Below are 14,493 nucleotides of genomic sequence, written 5' to 3'. Positions count from 1 at the left end.
GCCTAGCGGTCCCGTAGTTTGGCGGTCAGGGCCGCAAGCCCCCGATGCAGCGCGACCCGCACCGCACCTTCGCTCATCGCAAATTTCGCCGCCGTGTCCTTGATCGAGGCGCTGTCGACCGCGATCGACTGCAACACGTCGCGCTGGCGCTGCGGCAGCGTGTTGAGCTGCGTGGTGATCTCCCCCGTCGAGGCCGTCTCCTGTGGCGCTTCGCCGGGCAGCGTCTCGGCGAAATCGTCGATGTTGACGAAGATGCGCCGACCGCGGCGCCTGAGCGCATCGATCAGCTTGTTGCGCGCGATCGCGAACAGCCAGGGCGCGAAGGGCGCTTCGCTGTCCCAGGTGTGCCGCTTCAGATGCACCGCCAACAAAATCTCCTGCACGATATCCTCAGCCTGGTCAGGGGGCTGCCCGGCCCGGGCCAGGCCGCGCCTCGCGGCGGCGCGCAGCACCGGCGTGACCGCCTTCAACAGCCGATGATACGCCGCATCATCGCCTGCCATGGCCGACCGCATCAGGCCGGTCCATTCGTCCTCACGTCCGCGCACTCGCGCCCCTCATCATTGCAATTCGGCCGCTTTTTCAATTTGTTACGCCCCGGCTCGCACGATCACGAAGTCGTGATCATAGCCGGATCCTGCCCCGAAGCAGCCGCAGAAGCTGCGTCAGGGCTCATAACACCGATCGAAGCCTCCCGCATCCGGCAGGCCGCCGCGGCCGGCCGGTTTGCCCCGGATTTGCCCGGTGTGGCCCGAAGATTCCCATATTTTGCCCCGCTGTCGTCATGCAGCGGGGTCTCTGTTCGGTACCGGGACGGGCGAATTGGGGAGATCGTCAACATGATGAAAGCCAGCGGGCGCGCGGCATGGATCGTTTTGGCCGGACTATTGCTGCTGTTCGGAGCGGCAGTGCAGGCCGCGCCGAGTTCTGCCACAGGCTCAAAGCCGGAAGGGGCGAGCAAACAGACCGATGCGGCCAAGCCAAGCAAGCACCGGCACCACGCCTCTCGCCGCCACACCGACAGCAAGACGGCGCAGAAATCCGACGACAAGACCAACAACGCGGACGCGACGCCCCCTGCGGACGAGGCCAAGACAGACAAACAGGCAGACAACAAGGCCGCCACCGACGCCCCGCCGTCGAACCAGATGCCGCCCGAAGTTGCCAATGCCAACGCGCAGGTCGCCGCGGCCGACACGACGCCTGCGGCCGCGGCGTCGGCGATGACTGGCCGCGCCAACGACGATATGCAGGCGGCGGCCGATAGTCCCGCTGCGGCTGGCGCCGAGAACCAGGTCGTGGCCGCCGATCAGCTCAACGACCTCGACCGAGCCCTGCAACAGGACAACCCGGGGGCGCAAAAGACGGTGATCGCAGCAACCGACGCACAGCCGCGCCCGGCGCCAGTGATGGCGAGCAGCCAGCCGAGCTCGGCCTGGGATCAGAGCTCCCTGATCGGCAAGATCTTCATCGGCGTCGGCACGCTGCTGACGCTGGCCTCCGCCGCGCGCATGTTCATGGCCTGAGTCCTCGGGACGCGCTCACCTCGCGCGTTCCAGCCCCTTGAAGGCATCCGCGCCAGCGGGCACATTGCCCGCCCAATCAAACGCGTGGGTGGAGCATGAGCACGTTCGAACACATCATCGTCGAAAGCCAGGGCGCGGTCGGCCTCATCAAGCTGAACCGGCCGAAGATGCTCAACGCGCTCTCGTTCGGCGTCTTTCGCGAGATTGCCGCGGCCGTCGACGATCTCGAAGCCGATGACGCGATCGGCTGCATCGTCGTGACCGGCAGCGAAAAGGCCTTTGCCGCCGGTGCCGACATCAAGGAGATGCAGCCGAAGAGCTTCATCGACATGTTCTCCGAGGATTTCGCCGCGATCGGCGGCGACCGCATCGCGCGCTGCCGGAAGCCGACCATCGCGGCGGTCGCGGGCTACGCGCTCGGCGGCGGCTGCGAGCTCGCCATGATGTGTGATTTCATCATCGCCGCCGATACCGCCAAGTTCGGCCAGCCCGAGATCACGCTCGGTACCATCCCCGGCATCGGCGGCACCCAGCGCCTGACCCGCGCGATCGGCAAATCCAAGGCGATGGATCTCTGCCTCACCGGTCGCATGATGGATGCGGCGGAAGCCGAGCGCTCGGGCCTCGTCAGCCGCATCGTACCCGCCGACAGGCTGATGGACGAAACCATGGCGGCCGCGGAGAAGATCGCGGCGATGTCACGGCCCGCGGTGGCGATGGCCAAGGAAGCAGTCAACCGCGCCTTCGAGACCACGCTGGCCGAAGGCATGAGCGTGGAGCGCAATCTATTCCACGCGACCTTCGCGCTGGAAGACCGCTCCGAGGGCATGGCCGCGTTCATCGAGAAGCGCAAGCCGGTGAACAAGAACCGATAGCTCCGTCGTCGCGCCGAAGGCCGGGACGACACCGAGATCAGGCGCGGCTCTGCTCGAGGGCCGCGCTGACCAGCGCGCGATAGAAGCGCTCCGGCCAGGTTTTGGGGCGATCGAGGCCGAGGCGTGCGAGACAGGCCTGATCGGCCGTATCAGGCTTTCGCATCACCCCCAGCCACAGCAGGCTCGCCAGCGCACGCGATGAATGTTGCGCGTTTTGCAGTATCTCCAGCGCCGGAATGAGGCGCTGCTCCACCTCGGTGAAATCAGAGCCGAACGGAAATGACGGCAGCAGCCCGGCCTCGCGTGCGGGCTTGAGCGCTGCCGCGATCCGCTCAGGATGATTTTCGCGCCGGGCCGCAGGGATCTCGTAGCCGCGCGGCAATTTGCCGGCGTCCTTAGCCATCCGCACCAACTCGTCCTGGAAGCGCGAGTCAGCAATCCCCAGCATGGCCGCGATCACGTCGGCGTCCGATTTTCCCCTGAGATCGGCAACGCCGTACTCGGTGACGAAGACGTCGCGCAGATGCCGCGGAATCGTCTCGTGTCCGTAATGCCAGAGGATATTGGATTGCGGCGCGCCGCCGGTCTGCCGGGTCGCTTCGAAGGTCAGGACCGATCGCGCCCCACGAAGCGCAAAGGCCTGCGCCACGAAATTGTACTGGCCGCCGACACCGCTCACGACCTGCCCGTCGTCAAGCCCGTCCGACACAGCCGCGCCCAGGAGCGTCGCCATCATGGTGACATTGATGAAGCGTGCATCGACGCGGGCGCGCCGCTTCTCATCCTCCGCGCCGTAGATCTCGTTCGTGAACGACACAGGCATCATCCGGATCCCCGCGATCCGGTCCGGCGGCATCTCGCGCAGCGCGCGATAGAACGATTTGGGGCCGAGAAAGAAGGCGCCGTGCAACACCACGCCGTCGATGGCGCGCTTGAGAATGCCGGCGTCGATCAGGCCGATGAACGCCTCCGTGACCATCTCGCTGACGCCGTAAAGGCCGGCCTCGAAAGCACCGGCTTCCTGCGCGACGGCTGGTCGCGTTGGAGACAACCGAGCGACAATCTCGCGAAACGCCGTGCTGTTGCGATGGCGCAGGATCAGGCCCTGCGCCACCGCATCGCCGACCTGCCCGATGCCGATCTGCAACGTGCCGCCGTCACGCACGAGGGCCGCCGCGTTGAGGCCAACGGCATATTTGGTATCCGAGATCGGCGCCGAGGGCGGCGCGAACAGCGGAAAGTCGGTCGCTGCGCTGTCCAGCACGGCGCTGAACTCGTCGGCCGCGAGATCGCCCTCGCCCGGCATGAACGGCAGTTCGGAATTCACCTGCGCGATCAGCTTGAACGCCGCGCGTCCGGCACGGCGCTCGCGCAGCACATCCAGCGTCGTGTCGGTGTTGCAGGACAGGCTGTAGCGCGGCACGCCGTCGATGATGCGCTTGGCCACCAACTGTGTCACCACGTTCATCCCGCGCGCCAGCAGATAGCCCGCCGCATGGGTATAATTGGCCGAGATGTAGTTCTGCTGCGCGATCGGCACGTGCAGCCAGCGCCCGGCGAGAAAGAAGAATTCGACGACGTTGATATTGGGCGGCAGCCGATTTTCGCGCAGCGCATCGGCATAGGCCAGATCGGGATACGAGCCGAACAGGCGGTCGATCACGGGCATGATGAACCGCTGTTCGATCAGGGCCTTCGGCCTTGGTTTCTCCAGTGTCAGCGCCGACAGCAATGTCAGCTTGATGTCAGAGTCGGCGCAGGCTCGCGCATAGAGCGCGTTGACCACATGATTGGCCTTGCCGAGGCCAAGCGGCAGTCCGACCACCAGATCGGTTCCGACGTCGCGAATGATCTCCTCGGCGAGCGCATCGGGATCGGAGAAGAACGTCGGCGTCATCCGTGGCGTCCGGACCGCATGACAGGCACCTGACAGAATTGGACTGTGGGACCCTATAGCGCATTTGGGCTGGGTTGGGTGTGTGACGCACCTGCAACAAGCACGGAATACATGGAGGTTTTCCCCGCGGCAGTTTGCCTGCGGGACCGCCGCTGGGTAAACAGTTAAGAGAGCCGCCGTCGGCGGGGGCGGACAGCCGGGGTTTTGCAGGATTACATGATTGGGCGTGCCGCCAGAGCTGGTCGCGTGATGACGCGGCATCGATCGGGCGTGGGTCCTGTCCTGGCGGCATGGACGACATTGGCGCTCTGCTGCCTGCCCGCGACGGCCCGTGCGGAGGCCCTGCCGGAAGCGCTGGTCAAGGCCTACCAGACCAATCCACAGCTCAATGCCGAGCGCGCAAGGCAGCGCGCCACCGACGAGAACGTGCCCCAGGCGCTGGCCGGTTATCGGCCGCAGATCGTGGCTAGCCTCAGCGCCGGCCTGCAGGCGGTGCGCAACCTGCTTCCTGACAACACCATCCAGACAGCAACTCTGAAGCCCTGGACCATCGGGGTCACGGTGTCGCAGACGCTGTTCAACGGCTTCCGGACCGCCAACAGCGTGCGGGTTGCCGAACTCCAGGTGCAGTCCGGCCGCGAAGCCCTGCGCAATGTCGGTCAGGGCGTGCTGCTCGACGCGGTGACCGCCTACACCAACGTGTTGGCGAACCAGTCGCTGGTTGAAGCGCAACGCTCCAACGTCGCCTTCCTGCGCGAGACGCTGTCCATCACCCAGCGCCGCCTCAACGCCGGCGACGTCACCCCGACCGATACCGCGCAGGCCGAGGCCCGCCTCAATCGAGGCCTTTCCGATCTGAACGCCGCCGAGGTCGCGCTCGCGGTGAGCCAGGCGACTTATTCGCAGGTGATCGGCAATGCGCCCTCCGCACTTCGGCCCGCCGAGGTTGTCGATCGCTATCTGCCGAAGAGCCGCGAGGATTCGATCGCGATGGCGATCCACGAACATCCGGCGGTGATGGCGGCTAGCTTCGACGTCGACGTCGCCTCGACCAACATCCGCGTGGCCGAAGGCGCGCTGCTGCCCAGCGCCAGCCTCCAGGGCAGCGTCAGCCGCAGCCGCGACAGCGACCAGACGCTCGGCACCTTCGGCACCGACCAGGCCTCGATCGTCGCCAACGTCACCGCGCCCATCTATGACGGTGGCCAGGCCGCTTCACAGACGCGACAGGCCAAGGAGGTGACGGCGCAGAGCCGCCTGGTGCTCGACCAGGTGCGCAACCAGGCGCGCACCGCGGCTGTCAGCGCATGGGTCGCCAATGAGGGCGCCAAGATCGCGGTGTCCGCCTCGGAGTCCGAGGTGAAGGCCGCAACGGTTGCGCTCCAGGGCGTGCAGCGCGAGGCCGCCGGTGGACAGCGTACCACGGTGGACGTGCTGAACTCGCAGGCTGACCTGATCCAGGCCAAGGCTCGCCTGATCGGCGCACTGCGCGACCGCGTCATCGCCTCCTACACGCTGCTCAGCGCCGTCGGCCATCTCGACGTCAAGACGCTGAGCCTGAACACGCCGGACTATTTGCCCGAGGTGCACTACCATCAGGTCCGCGACGCCTGGCACGGCCTGCGCACGCCGTCGGGGCAGTAATTTCGAATCCTCGGGTCGAGCGAGGAGACTTCGTCGAATGGGCCTGCCACTACGAAGCCGGTGATCGCGAGGGCCGCAGTCTCGCAAAGCATGAGGCCTGGCTTGCGGGTCTGCCCCGTCCGGTCGTCCGCGTCGACGGTTCGCGGCCGGTTGCGGAGCTGGTCGAGCAGCTATGCAGTGACGTGGCGGGACGGCCAGGCTGATATGCTATCTTTCGGCGCCTGTCGCAACGCCGGAGCAGCCATGACCGACAAGATCTACGCGCGAGCCGCGCAACCCGCGACGCCGGTCGATTTCGACATGCCTGCGCATGCCTGCGATTGCCATACGCACATCCATGGCGATGTCGAACAGTTTCCGTTCTTCGCGGGGCGCGTCTATACGCCGGGACCTGCGAGTCCGGAAGAGATGGCGGCGCTGCACAAGGCGCTGCATATCGAGCGCGTGGTGATCGTCACGCCGAGCGTCTACGGAACCGACAATTCCGCCAGCCTGTTCGGCATCAAGGCCCGCGGCGCCACCGCGCGCGGCGTGGCCGTGATCGACGACAACACCACGGAAGCCCAGCTCGACGCGATGCATGCGGACGGCTTTCGCGGCATCCGCATCAATCTGGCGACCGACGGCATCAACAATCACGATGTCGGCCGCGCCCGCTTCACCGCTGCGGTCGAGCGCATGACGGCCCGCGGCTGGCATGTGCAGCTGTACACCACGCCGGCGATGATCTCGGCGATCAAGGATCTCGTGCTGGCCTCACCGGTGCACGCTGTGTTCGACCACTTTGGTGGGCTCGAGGCTGCGCACGGACTCGCGCAGCCCGGCTTTGCCGACCTCATCGCGCTCGTCAAATCCGGCAAGGCCTATGTGAAGATCTCCGGCGCCTATCGCTCCTCACATCTCGCGCCCGACTATCAGGACATGGCGCCGTATGCGCGCGCATTGATCGCTGCGAATCCGGACCGCATCGTCTGGGGCACCGACTGGCCGCATCCGGATTCGGCGCAGGTCGAAGGCCGCAAGGCCACGGACATCGCGCCGTTCCACCAGATCGACGACGGCCGCCTGCTCAACCAGCTTCCGGTGTGGGCACCGGATGCCGATGTGCGCAAGAAGATCCTGGTCGACAATCCGGCGCGGCTCTACGGATTTTGAGGGCGGCGTCAGCGCGCGCGGCGGGAGAAGAACGAGATCAGCACCGGCAAGGTCACCAGGATCACGAGCGGCGCCAGCATCATGCCGGTGACGACCACGACCGCGAGCGGCTTTTGCACCTGCGAGCCGATACCTCCCGACAGCGCGGCCGGCAGCAGGCCGACGCCGGCAACGACGCAGGTCATCAGCACCGGCCTGAGCTGCAATTCGCCGGTACGGATCACCGCGCCCAGGCGGTCCATGCCTTCATCAATCAGCTGGTTGAACTGCGACAGGATGATGATGCCGTCCATCACGGCGATACCGAACAGCGCAATGAACCCGATCGCCGCCGAGACGCTGAAAGCGGTGCCGGTGATCAGCAGGCCGAGCACGCCGCCGAAGATCGCCATCGGGATCACGCTCATGGCGAGCAGCGTGTCAGTCATCGAGCCGAAATTGAACCAGAGCAGGACGGCGATCAGCGCCAGCGAGATCGGCACCACGATCGACAAGCGCCGGATCGCATCCTGGAGATTTCCGAACTCGCCGACCCATTCCATGTGCGAGCCGGGCGGCAGCTGCACCTGATCGGCGATCTTCTGCTGCGCTTCGCGGATCGCGCTGCCGAGATCGCGCTCACGCACCGAGAACTTGATCGGCAAATAGCGTTCCTGCTGCTCGCGATAGATGTAGGCGGCGCCGGAGACCAGGTTGATCGTAGCGACCTCGCTGAGGGGAATCTGGGTGATCGAGCCGTTCGGCCCGGGCGCCCCGATCCTGATATTCTGGATCGCCTCCGCACTGCGGCGATATTCCGGCGCAAGGCGAACGATGATCGGGAAGTGGCGATCGCTGCCCGGCTCGTAGAGATCGCCGGCGGTGTCGCCGCCGATCGCGACCTTGATGGTGGCGTTGATGTCGCCGGGCGCCAGGCCATAGCGCGCGGCCTTGGCGCGGTCGATGTCGATTTGCACGGTCGGCTGACCGAGCGAGGTGAACACCGCGAGGTCGGTGATGCCCTGCACCGTCGCCAGCACCGATTTGATCTTGTTGGCGGTGTCGGTCAGCGCCTGAAGGTCGCTGCCGAACAGCTTGATCGAGTTTTCGCCCTTCACGCCGGAGACGGCCTCCGAGACGTTGTCCTGGAGATATTGCGAGAAGTTGAACTCGACGCCGGGGAAGCGATCGTCGAGCTGCTTCAACAGCTCCGCGGTCAGCTCTTCCTTGTCATGCGTGCCGGGCCACTCGCTCGCGGGCTTCAGCGGCGCGAAGAATTCAGCGTTGAAGAAGCCGGCGGCGTCGGTGCCGTCGTCGGGGCGGCCGTGCTGCGACACCACGGACTCGACCTCGGGCCGGGCGCGGATCAGCTTGCGCATCTCGTTGACGTAGGTGTTGCCCTCCTCGAGCGAAATGGTCGGCGGCAGCGTGGCGCGGATCCAGAGGTTGCCCTCTTCGAGCTTGGGCAGGAATTCGAGGCCGAGCAGCCGCCCGAAGAGGATCGTCATCACCACGAGGCCGACGGCACCGCCGAGCACGATGGTGCGGTTGGCGACGGCCCAGTTCAGCAACGGCATGTAGAGCCGGTGCAGGACCTGCATCACCCTGGTCTCGGTCTCCTCGACATGCGCCGGCAGGATGATCGCCGATAGCGCCGGCGTCACGGTGAAGGTCGCAAGCAGGCCGCCGGCGAGCGCATAGGCATAGGTGCGCGCCATCGGTCCGAAGATGTTGCCCTCGACGCCCGAGAGCGTGAACAGCGGCAGGAAGGCCGCGATGATGATCGCGGCGGCGAAGAAGATCGAGCGCGAGACGTCGGCCGCGGCGCTGAGGATGGCGTGACTTTTCATGCCGAACAGCGTCTCTTGCGACATGTGCTCGGATTCCGAAGGCGGGGTGGTCTGCGTCAGGCGGCGGAAGATCGCCTCCACCATGATGACGGTGGCATCCACGATCAGGCCGAAATCGATGGCGCCGACCGAGAGCAGGTTCGCCGATTCCCCGCGCAGCACCAGAATGATCACCGCGAAGAACAACGCGAACGGAATCGTGGCGCCGACGATCAGCGCGCTGCGGAGATCGCCGAGGAATATCCACTGCAGCAGCACGATCAGCAGGATGCCCACCACCATGTTGTGCAGAACGGTGTGGGTGGTGAGGTCGATCAGGTCCTTGCGGTCATAGATGCGCTCGATGCGCACGCCCGGCGGCAGGATGGTCGAGCCGTTGATCTGATTCACGAGCTGCTCGACGCGATTGATGGTCGGCGTGCTCTGCTCGCCGCGGCGCATCAGCACGATGCCTTGCACGATGTCGTCGGAATCGTCGAGGCCAGCGATGCCAAGTCGCGGTTTCTGGCCGACGGTGACGGTGGCGACGTCCTTCACCAGCACGGGATTGCCGTTGGTCTGGGCAACCATGGTGTTGGCGAGGTCGTCGATCGAGCGGATCAGGCCGACGCCGCGCACCACGGCCGATTGCTGGCCGATATCGACGGTGTTGCCGCCGACATTGACGTTGGAGTTGCTGACCGCCTGCAGCAGCTGCGGCAGCGTCAGGCCGTTGGCGACCAGCTTGTTGTTGTCGACCTGGATCTCATAGGTCTTGCTCTTGCCGCCCCACCCGGTGACGTCGATCACGCCGGGCACGGAGCGGAAGCGGCGCTGCAGTATCCAGTCCTGGATGGTCTTGAGGTCGAGCACGCTGTAGTTCGGCGGGCCGACCAGGCGATAGCGGAAGATTTCGCCGATCGGGCTCAGCGGCGAGATCTGCGGCTGCACGTTGCCCGGCAGCGGGGCGAGCTGCGCCAGGCGGTTCAAGACCTGCTGCAGCGCCTCTTCATAGGTGTAGGCGAAGGAAAACTGCAGTTTGACGTCGGAGAGGCCGTAGAGCGAGATGGTTCGGATGGTCGTCAGGTTCTTCAGGCCCGCGACCTGGGTCTCGATCGGGATCGTGATGTAGCGCTCGATCTCTTCCGCCGAGAGGCCCGGGCTCTGGGTGACGATGTCGACCATCGGAGGGGTCGGGTCGGGATAGGCCTCGATGTTGAGCTGGTTGAACGCGATCAGGCCGCCGATGAACACGGCGACGAACATGCCGACCATCAGGAAGCGCCGGTTGACGGCTAGGGCGACGAGACGGTCCATTCAGGTTTTCGCAGTTTTCTCGGGGCGTCGATCAGCTACCGGACGCCGCGCGGTCGATGAACAGGCTGCCTTTGACGACGATCTGTTCGCCGGGCTTCAGGTTGCTGGTGACCTCGACGAGGTTGCCGTTGATGAGGCCGATCTTGATCTGGCGGAGCTCGACCGACTTGTCCTCACGCGCGACCCAGATGCGGACCTGGTCGCCTTCATAGATCAGCGCCTGCTTCGGCACTGCAGGCGCCGCGCGATCGCCGGCCGAATAGATCGTGACGTTGGCGAACATTTCCGGCTTGAGCAGGCCGTCCTTGTTGTCGATGGTGGCGCGAACCAGCAGGCGGCGGGTGTTCGGATCGATCGCGGCGGCGACGTAGTTGATCTTGGCCGTCAGCGGGCGGCCCGGCAGCGCCATCACGTTGATGGAGATGTCTTGCCCGACGCTGACTTGCGCAGCGTCGCTCTCGCGCACGAAGGCGGTGAGCCAGACCGTGGAAAGATCGCCGATCACGAAGACGGGATCGCTGGCGCCGGCGCTGACATATTGCCCCGGGCCGATCTTGCGCTGCACGACCGTGCCCGAGAGCGGCGCATAGATCGTGATTTCAGGGTTGATGGTGCCCTTGTCCTGGAACGCCTTGATCGTCGCGTCGGTGAAACCGAGGATACGCAGCTTGTTGTTGGCGGCCTCCAGCGCGGTCACCGCGGAGCGCATGTCGTTCTGCGCCTGAACCTGGGTCGCTTCCGCCTGCTGATAATCCTTGAGCGGGATGGCGCGGCCTTCATAGAGATCCTTGGCGCGCTTGTACTGGATGTCGGCAAGCTCGAGTGCCGACTTTGCCTTGTTCTGCGATGTCATCGCCGCGATGAAATCGTTCTGGGCCTGCACGGTGTCGGCGGCCTCGATCGTGAACAGCGGTTGTCCCTGGGTCACGGTCTCGCCCGGCTTGGCCAGCAGCTTTGTCACCCGGCCCGCATAGGGCGAGAACACCGGTGTCGAGCGGTCCTCATCGACTGCGACCTTGCCCTCTGTGACGTATTCCGCGCGGAAGGTCTTGGCGTTGACCGGCTCGATCGTCAGCGTCGCCCATTCGGACGGCGTCGGCTTGAAATTCTGGGCGTTTTTGCGCGACTGGCTGGAGACTTCGGAGTTCTTCTTGTCCTTGGCGCCGGCAGAGAGGAAGCCGTACGCACCAGCCCCGGCAAGCGCCAGTAAAACTACGGATGCGATCACCCGTCGTTTTGTAAGCAACTGCAATCGCTTGGTCTTTTCAGCTACCATGGGGCCCGGTCGTGTCTGCGACGAACTCGGCAGACGACTGCCTCATCGGTCGCGCTAATAGTGCCGAATTGAGATTTCAGACAACCTAAAAAACGCTGGCCGTCCTTCGGTTTGCGTTAAAATTTTGCGACATGTCAGCTTCACGTCAGCTTCGCGCCGGCCATTGCGCCGGGTGGCTGCCGAGCGGCATCGCCGGACGGCTCCATTGCGCCGGCGTCCTCGACAACACGGCCGAATGGCGCACCGCCCTCAACGTGCCGAAGCCAGATGACATGGTTTCCATGAACGCAGTATGTACGGCCTCACCCGTAAGATCCGGGGTGCTGAGACCGCCCTCGAGCCGGCCGAGATTCCACAGCCAACGTCCGGTCTGCGCCAGCGAGACACGCACGTGCCAGCTGCCGCCTTCGCGGGCCTGGCGCGCCTTGGCCATCATCGCGCCGAACGCCATCAGATAGCCGGTGGCGTGGTCGAGCATCTGCGCCGGCAATTCCTTGGGACCATGGATACCGGCTGCTTTTCCTTCCGCATGGTTGAAGCCCGTCGTGGTCTGCACCAGCGAATCGAACCCGCGCCGCTCGGCCCAGGGACCGGCATGGCCATAGGCGGACAGGGTGACGTAGACGATGCCGGGATTGATTTCCGCAGCCTCGTCCGGCGAGAAGCCGAGGTGAGCGAGTGCGCGCGGCCGATAGCCTTGCGAGAAAATGTCGGTGCCCTTCAGCAATTCACGCATTTGCGCCCTGCCCGCCTCGCTCTTCAGCTCGATGAAGGTGGTGAGCTTGCCGCGACCGGTGTCGATGGTCAGCCAGGGAATCGCCGGCAGGTCCGGCCCGGAGACCAGCAGCACGTCGGCGCCGTGGGCAGCGAGCGTGCGGCCGGCGACGGGACCTGCGATGACGCGGGAGAGATCGAGCACGCGCAGGCCCGCGAGCGGACGATCGCCTTCAGGCCAGGGTTTGATCGGCGCATCGCCGATCTTCTCGATCGAGACCAGCGGCAGCTCGGCAAGTGCACGTGCCTGCGGCAGCGCCGACCATTCGTCGCAGGAGCGCATCAGCGCGACGACGCCGCCGGCGGCATAGGCCGCGCTTTCAAAATCCTCACCGTTCCATTGCATCAGCGCGGCCTGCACCTTGTCGCGCTCGGGCACGCAGCCGAGCACGTTGCAGACGGCGTCGCGGTGATGCGGGAAATTGGTATGGCAGCGAACGAAGCGGCCGTCGCCGGTCCTGTAGACGCCGGCGATGGCGTCCCAGGCGGGTGGCGGCGGCTTGTCGTCGAGCCGAAGATAACGTTCCGAGCGGCATTCGACGACCGCGTGGCGCATATCGACCGTCACGTCCTGCGCCTCTCCACTGCGCAGCCGCCAGATCTCTGCGGCAGCAAGGCCTGAGGCGCCGATTGTCGCTTGGCCCGCGACGGCGACACGGAACGAGGACGGGATCTGCGGCTCCTCGCCCGTGAGATGCACGCCGTCGAGCGCGGCCGTGTGGCCGCCAGCGGAGGTCCAGATGTCGCGGAGGATGTCGGTGGGGCTTTGCATTGGTGCCTCTGTGTGTCATGCGAGCATGATCTTTTCGGAAAACCGCTGCGCACATTTCCGGATCATGCTGTAGCTTTGTTGCGACCATCCCATGAGCACGGAAAGGATTGCAATGGCTGCCATCGCCCCCCTCACCGCCGGCGCCGTGTTCGTCGCAACAGCGGCGACCGACGCTGTCTATGTGATGTTTACGTCAGCCGTGGTCGCGCGCAAGCGCGTACCGGCCGCAAGCTGGAGCGCGATCTGGTATCTGCTCTCCTCTTATGCCGTGATCAGCTACACCGAGAACGCCGTCTATGTCGCCTTTGCGGCGATCGGCTCCTGGGTCGGCGCCTATGCCTCGCTGACCTTCCTGCATCGCCCGCCCGGCGGCCCTCCGGTGGGGGCTGCGCCGGAGTAAGGTTGGAAATTGCTCCGAGTCTTCTGCGAGTCCCGTCATCCAGAGGTGCGAGGCTTGCGATGCCACGCATCGCAAGTCGAGCCTCGAAGGATGAACGGCCGAGGTGGCAGCCGGGCTGTCGCCCCCTTCGAGGCCTGCGCTACGCTCCGGCGCCTCAGGGTGACGGTCTTGCAGCTGCATTTGCGATGACGGTCGTTACGCAGCTACACTCCCGCAGCGATCATCAAAAGGAAAACCAACCAATGGATCTCGGTCTCAACGGAAAGAGCGCCATCGTGCTCGGCGGCACGCGTGGCATCGGGCGAGCGATTGCGGCAACGCTGGCCGCGGAAGGCAGCAATATCGCGGTGTGTGCGCGCAATGCAGAGCAGGTCGCGGCCACCGTTGCCGAATTAAAGGCGAGCGGCATCAACGCCACCGGCGGCCCCGTTGACGTCACCGACGGCGCGGCGCTGAAGGCATGGGTCGAGGGCGCGGCCAGGGAGCTCGGCGGCATCGACCTGCTGTTCGCCAATGCCGGTGCCATGGCGCAAGGCCACGATGCCGCATCGTGGGAGCAGAATTTCCGGCTCGACGTGCTCGGCGCCGTACATGCATTCGACGCGGCGCGGCCGTTCCTCGAGGCCAGCGGCGAGAAGAGCGGCGATGCCGCCTTCGTCATCATCTCCTCGATCTCGGCGGCGCAGGCCGATCTCGCCAGCTCCTACGGCCCGATCAAGGCGGCGCTGATCCACATGGCCAAGGGACTGGCGCGGCAATATGCCAGGAAGAAGATCCGCGTGAATGTCGTCTCGCCCGGCACCGTCTACTTCAAGGGCGGCGTCTGGAACATGATCGAGCAGAACATGCCCGAGCGTTACAATGACGCGATGAAGCGAAATCCGACGGGGCGCATGGCGACGCCGCAGGAGATCGCGAGCGCGGCGGTGTTTCTGGCAAGCCCGGTGTCGGCGTTCACCACGGGCGCCAATCTTGTCGTGGACGGGGCGATCTCGAACCGGGTGAATTTCTGAAGCCCCGCTCCGCCGTCATGGCCGGGCTTGTCCGGC

General features: G+C 65.4%; 11 protein-coding genes. 6 read left to right on the top strand and 5 right to left on the bottom strand.

The window, feature by feature from the left end:
- Nucleotides 1-2: 2 nt before the first annotated feature.
- A complete protein-coding gene (locus ACVIIW_RS21645) occupies nucleotides 3-548 on the bottom strand; it encodes a sigma-70 family RNA polymerase sigma factor (RefSeq protein WP_456702583.1) in 546 nt (181 codons plus the stop codon).
- 291 nt (nucleotides 549-839) lie between these two features.
- Here ACVIIW_RS21645 and ACVIIW_RS21640 point away from each other — a divergent pair, with 291 nt between their 5' ends.
- Together ACVIIW_RS21640 and ACVIIW_RS21635 are read left to right on the top strand one after the other, a co-directional pair.
- Nucleotides 840-1,526 (top strand): hypothetical protein, encoded by a 687-nt coding sequence (locus ACVIIW_RS21640; RefSeq protein ID WP_456705221.1) that lies wholly within the window; start codon nucleotides 840-842, stop codon nucleotides 1,524-1,526.
- A 95-nt stretch (nucleotides 1,527-1,621) separates the two neighbouring features.
- Nucleotides 1,622-2,401, top strand: coding sequence for an enoyl-CoA hydratase (locus ACVIIW_RS21635; protein ID WP_456702582.1), 780 nt, complete (start codon nucleotides 1,622-1,624; stop codon nucleotides 2,399-2,401).
- A 37-nt stretch (nucleotides 2,402-2,438) separates the two neighbouring features.
- Here ACVIIW_RS21635 and ACVIIW_RS21630 read toward each other — a convergent pair whose 3' ends face one another.
- Entirely contained in the window at nucleotides 2,439-4,298 is a 1,860-nt protein-coding gene (locus tag ACVIIW_RS21630; protein ID WP_456702581.1) for an acetyl-CoA hydrolase/transferase C-terminal domain-containing protein, read from the bottom strand.
- Nucleotides 4,299-4,514: 216 nt separating this feature from the next.
- On the opposite strand from ACVIIW_RS21630, the gene ACVIIW_RS21625 reads away from it, so the two are divergent.
- Nucleotides 4,515-5,942, top strand: a complete 1,428-nt coding sequence (locus ACVIIW_RS21625) for a TolC family outer membrane protein (protein WP_456702580.1) — start codon at nucleotides 4,515-4,517, stop codon at nucleotides 5,940-5,942.
- A gap of 204 nt (nucleotides 5,943-6,146) precedes the next feature.
- Nucleotides 6,147-7,097 (top strand): amidohydrolase family protein, encoded by a 951-nt coding sequence (locus ACVIIW_RS21620; protein WP_456705220.1) that lies wholly within the window; start codon nucleotides 6,147-6,149, stop codon nucleotides 7,095-7,097.
- 8 nt (nucleotides 7,098-7,105) lie between these two features.
- Here ACVIIW_RS21620 and ACVIIW_RS21615 read toward each other — a convergent pair whose 3' ends face one another.
- The 3 genes from ACVIIW_RS21615 to ACVIIW_RS21605 form a co-directional block, all read right to left on the bottom strand.
- Entirely contained in the window at nucleotides 7,106-10,222 is a 3,117-nt protein-coding gene (locus ACVIIW_RS21615; RefSeq protein WP_456702579.1) for an efflux RND transporter permease subunit, read from the bottom strand.
- A gap of 31 nt (nucleotides 10,223-10,253) precedes the next feature.
- Nucleotides 10,254-11,498: an efflux RND transporter periplasmic adaptor subunit gene (locus tag ACVIIW_RS21610; protein WP_456702578.1), complete on the bottom strand. Its 1,245-nt coding sequence runs from the start codon at nucleotides 11,496-11,498 to the stop codon at nucleotides 10,254-10,256.
- Nucleotides 11,499-11,643: 145 nt separating this feature from the next.
- Entirely contained in the window at nucleotides 11,644-13,044 is a 1,401-nt protein-coding gene (locus tag ACVIIW_RS21605) for a CoA transferase (protein WP_456702577.1), read from the bottom strand.
- A gap of 112 nt (nucleotides 13,045-13,156) precedes the next feature.
- On the opposite strand from ACVIIW_RS21605, the gene ACVIIW_RS21600 reads away from it, so the two are divergent.
- Complete coding sequence (locus tag ACVIIW_RS21600) at nucleotides 13,157-13,444, top strand: hypothetical protein (protein WP_456702576.1); 288 nt, start codon at nucleotides 13,157-13,159, stop codon at nucleotides 13,442-13,444.
- 242 nt (nucleotides 13,445-13,686) lie between these two features.
- Nucleotides 13,687-14,457, top strand: coding sequence for an SDR family NAD(P)-dependent oxidoreductase (locus ACVIIW_RS21595; protein WP_456702575.1), 771 nt, complete (start codon nucleotides 13,687-13,689; stop codon nucleotides 14,455-14,457).
- Nucleotides 14,458-14,493 lie beyond the last annotated feature (36 nt).

The sequence above is a fragment of the Bradyrhizobium sp. USDA 4449 genome (genome assembly GCF_054056275.1).
This window is presented reverse-complemented; position numbering and strand designations above follow the sequence as displayed.

Coding starts and splice junctions, on each gene's coding strand:
- ACVIIW_RS21595 (WP_456702575.1), top strand. CDS start 13,687: ATGGATCTCGGTCTCAACGGAAAGAGCGCCATCGTGCTCGGCGGCACG.
- ACVIIW_RS21635 (WP_456702582.1), top strand. CDS start 1,622: ATGAGCACGTTCGAACACATCATCGTCGAAAGCCAGGGCGCGGTCGGC.
- ACVIIW_RS21600 (WP_456702576.1), top strand. CDS start 13,157: ATGGCTGCCATCGCCCCCCTCACCGCCGGCGCCGTGTTCGTCGCAACA.
- ACVIIW_RS21620 (WP_456705220.1), top strand. CDS start 6,147: ATGCTATCTTTCGGCGCCTGTCGCAACGCCGGAGCAGCCATGACCGAC.
- ACVIIW_RS21630 (WP_456702581.1), bottom strand. CDS start 4,298: ATGACGCCGACGTTCTTCTCCGATCCCGATGCGCTCGCCGAGGAGATC.
- ACVIIW_RS21615 (WP_456702579.1), bottom strand. CDS start 10,222: ATGGACCGTCTCGTCGCCCTAGCCGTCAACCGGCGCTTCCTGATGGTC.
- ACVIIW_RS21640 (WP_456705221.1), top strand. CDS start 840: ATGATGAAAGCCAGCGGGCGCGCGGCATGGATCGTTTTGGCCGGACTA.
- ACVIIW_RS21605 (WP_456702577.1), bottom strand. CDS start 13,044: ATGCAAAGCCCCACCGACATCCTCCGCGACATCTGGACCTCCGCTGGC.
- ACVIIW_RS21610 (WP_456702578.1), bottom strand. CDS start 11,498: ATGGTAGCTGAAAAGACCAAGCGATTGCAGTTGCTTACAAAACGACGG.
- ACVIIW_RS21625 (WP_456702580.1), top strand. CDS start 4,515: ATGATTGGGCGTGCCGCCAGAGCTGGTCGCGTGATGACGCGGCATCGA.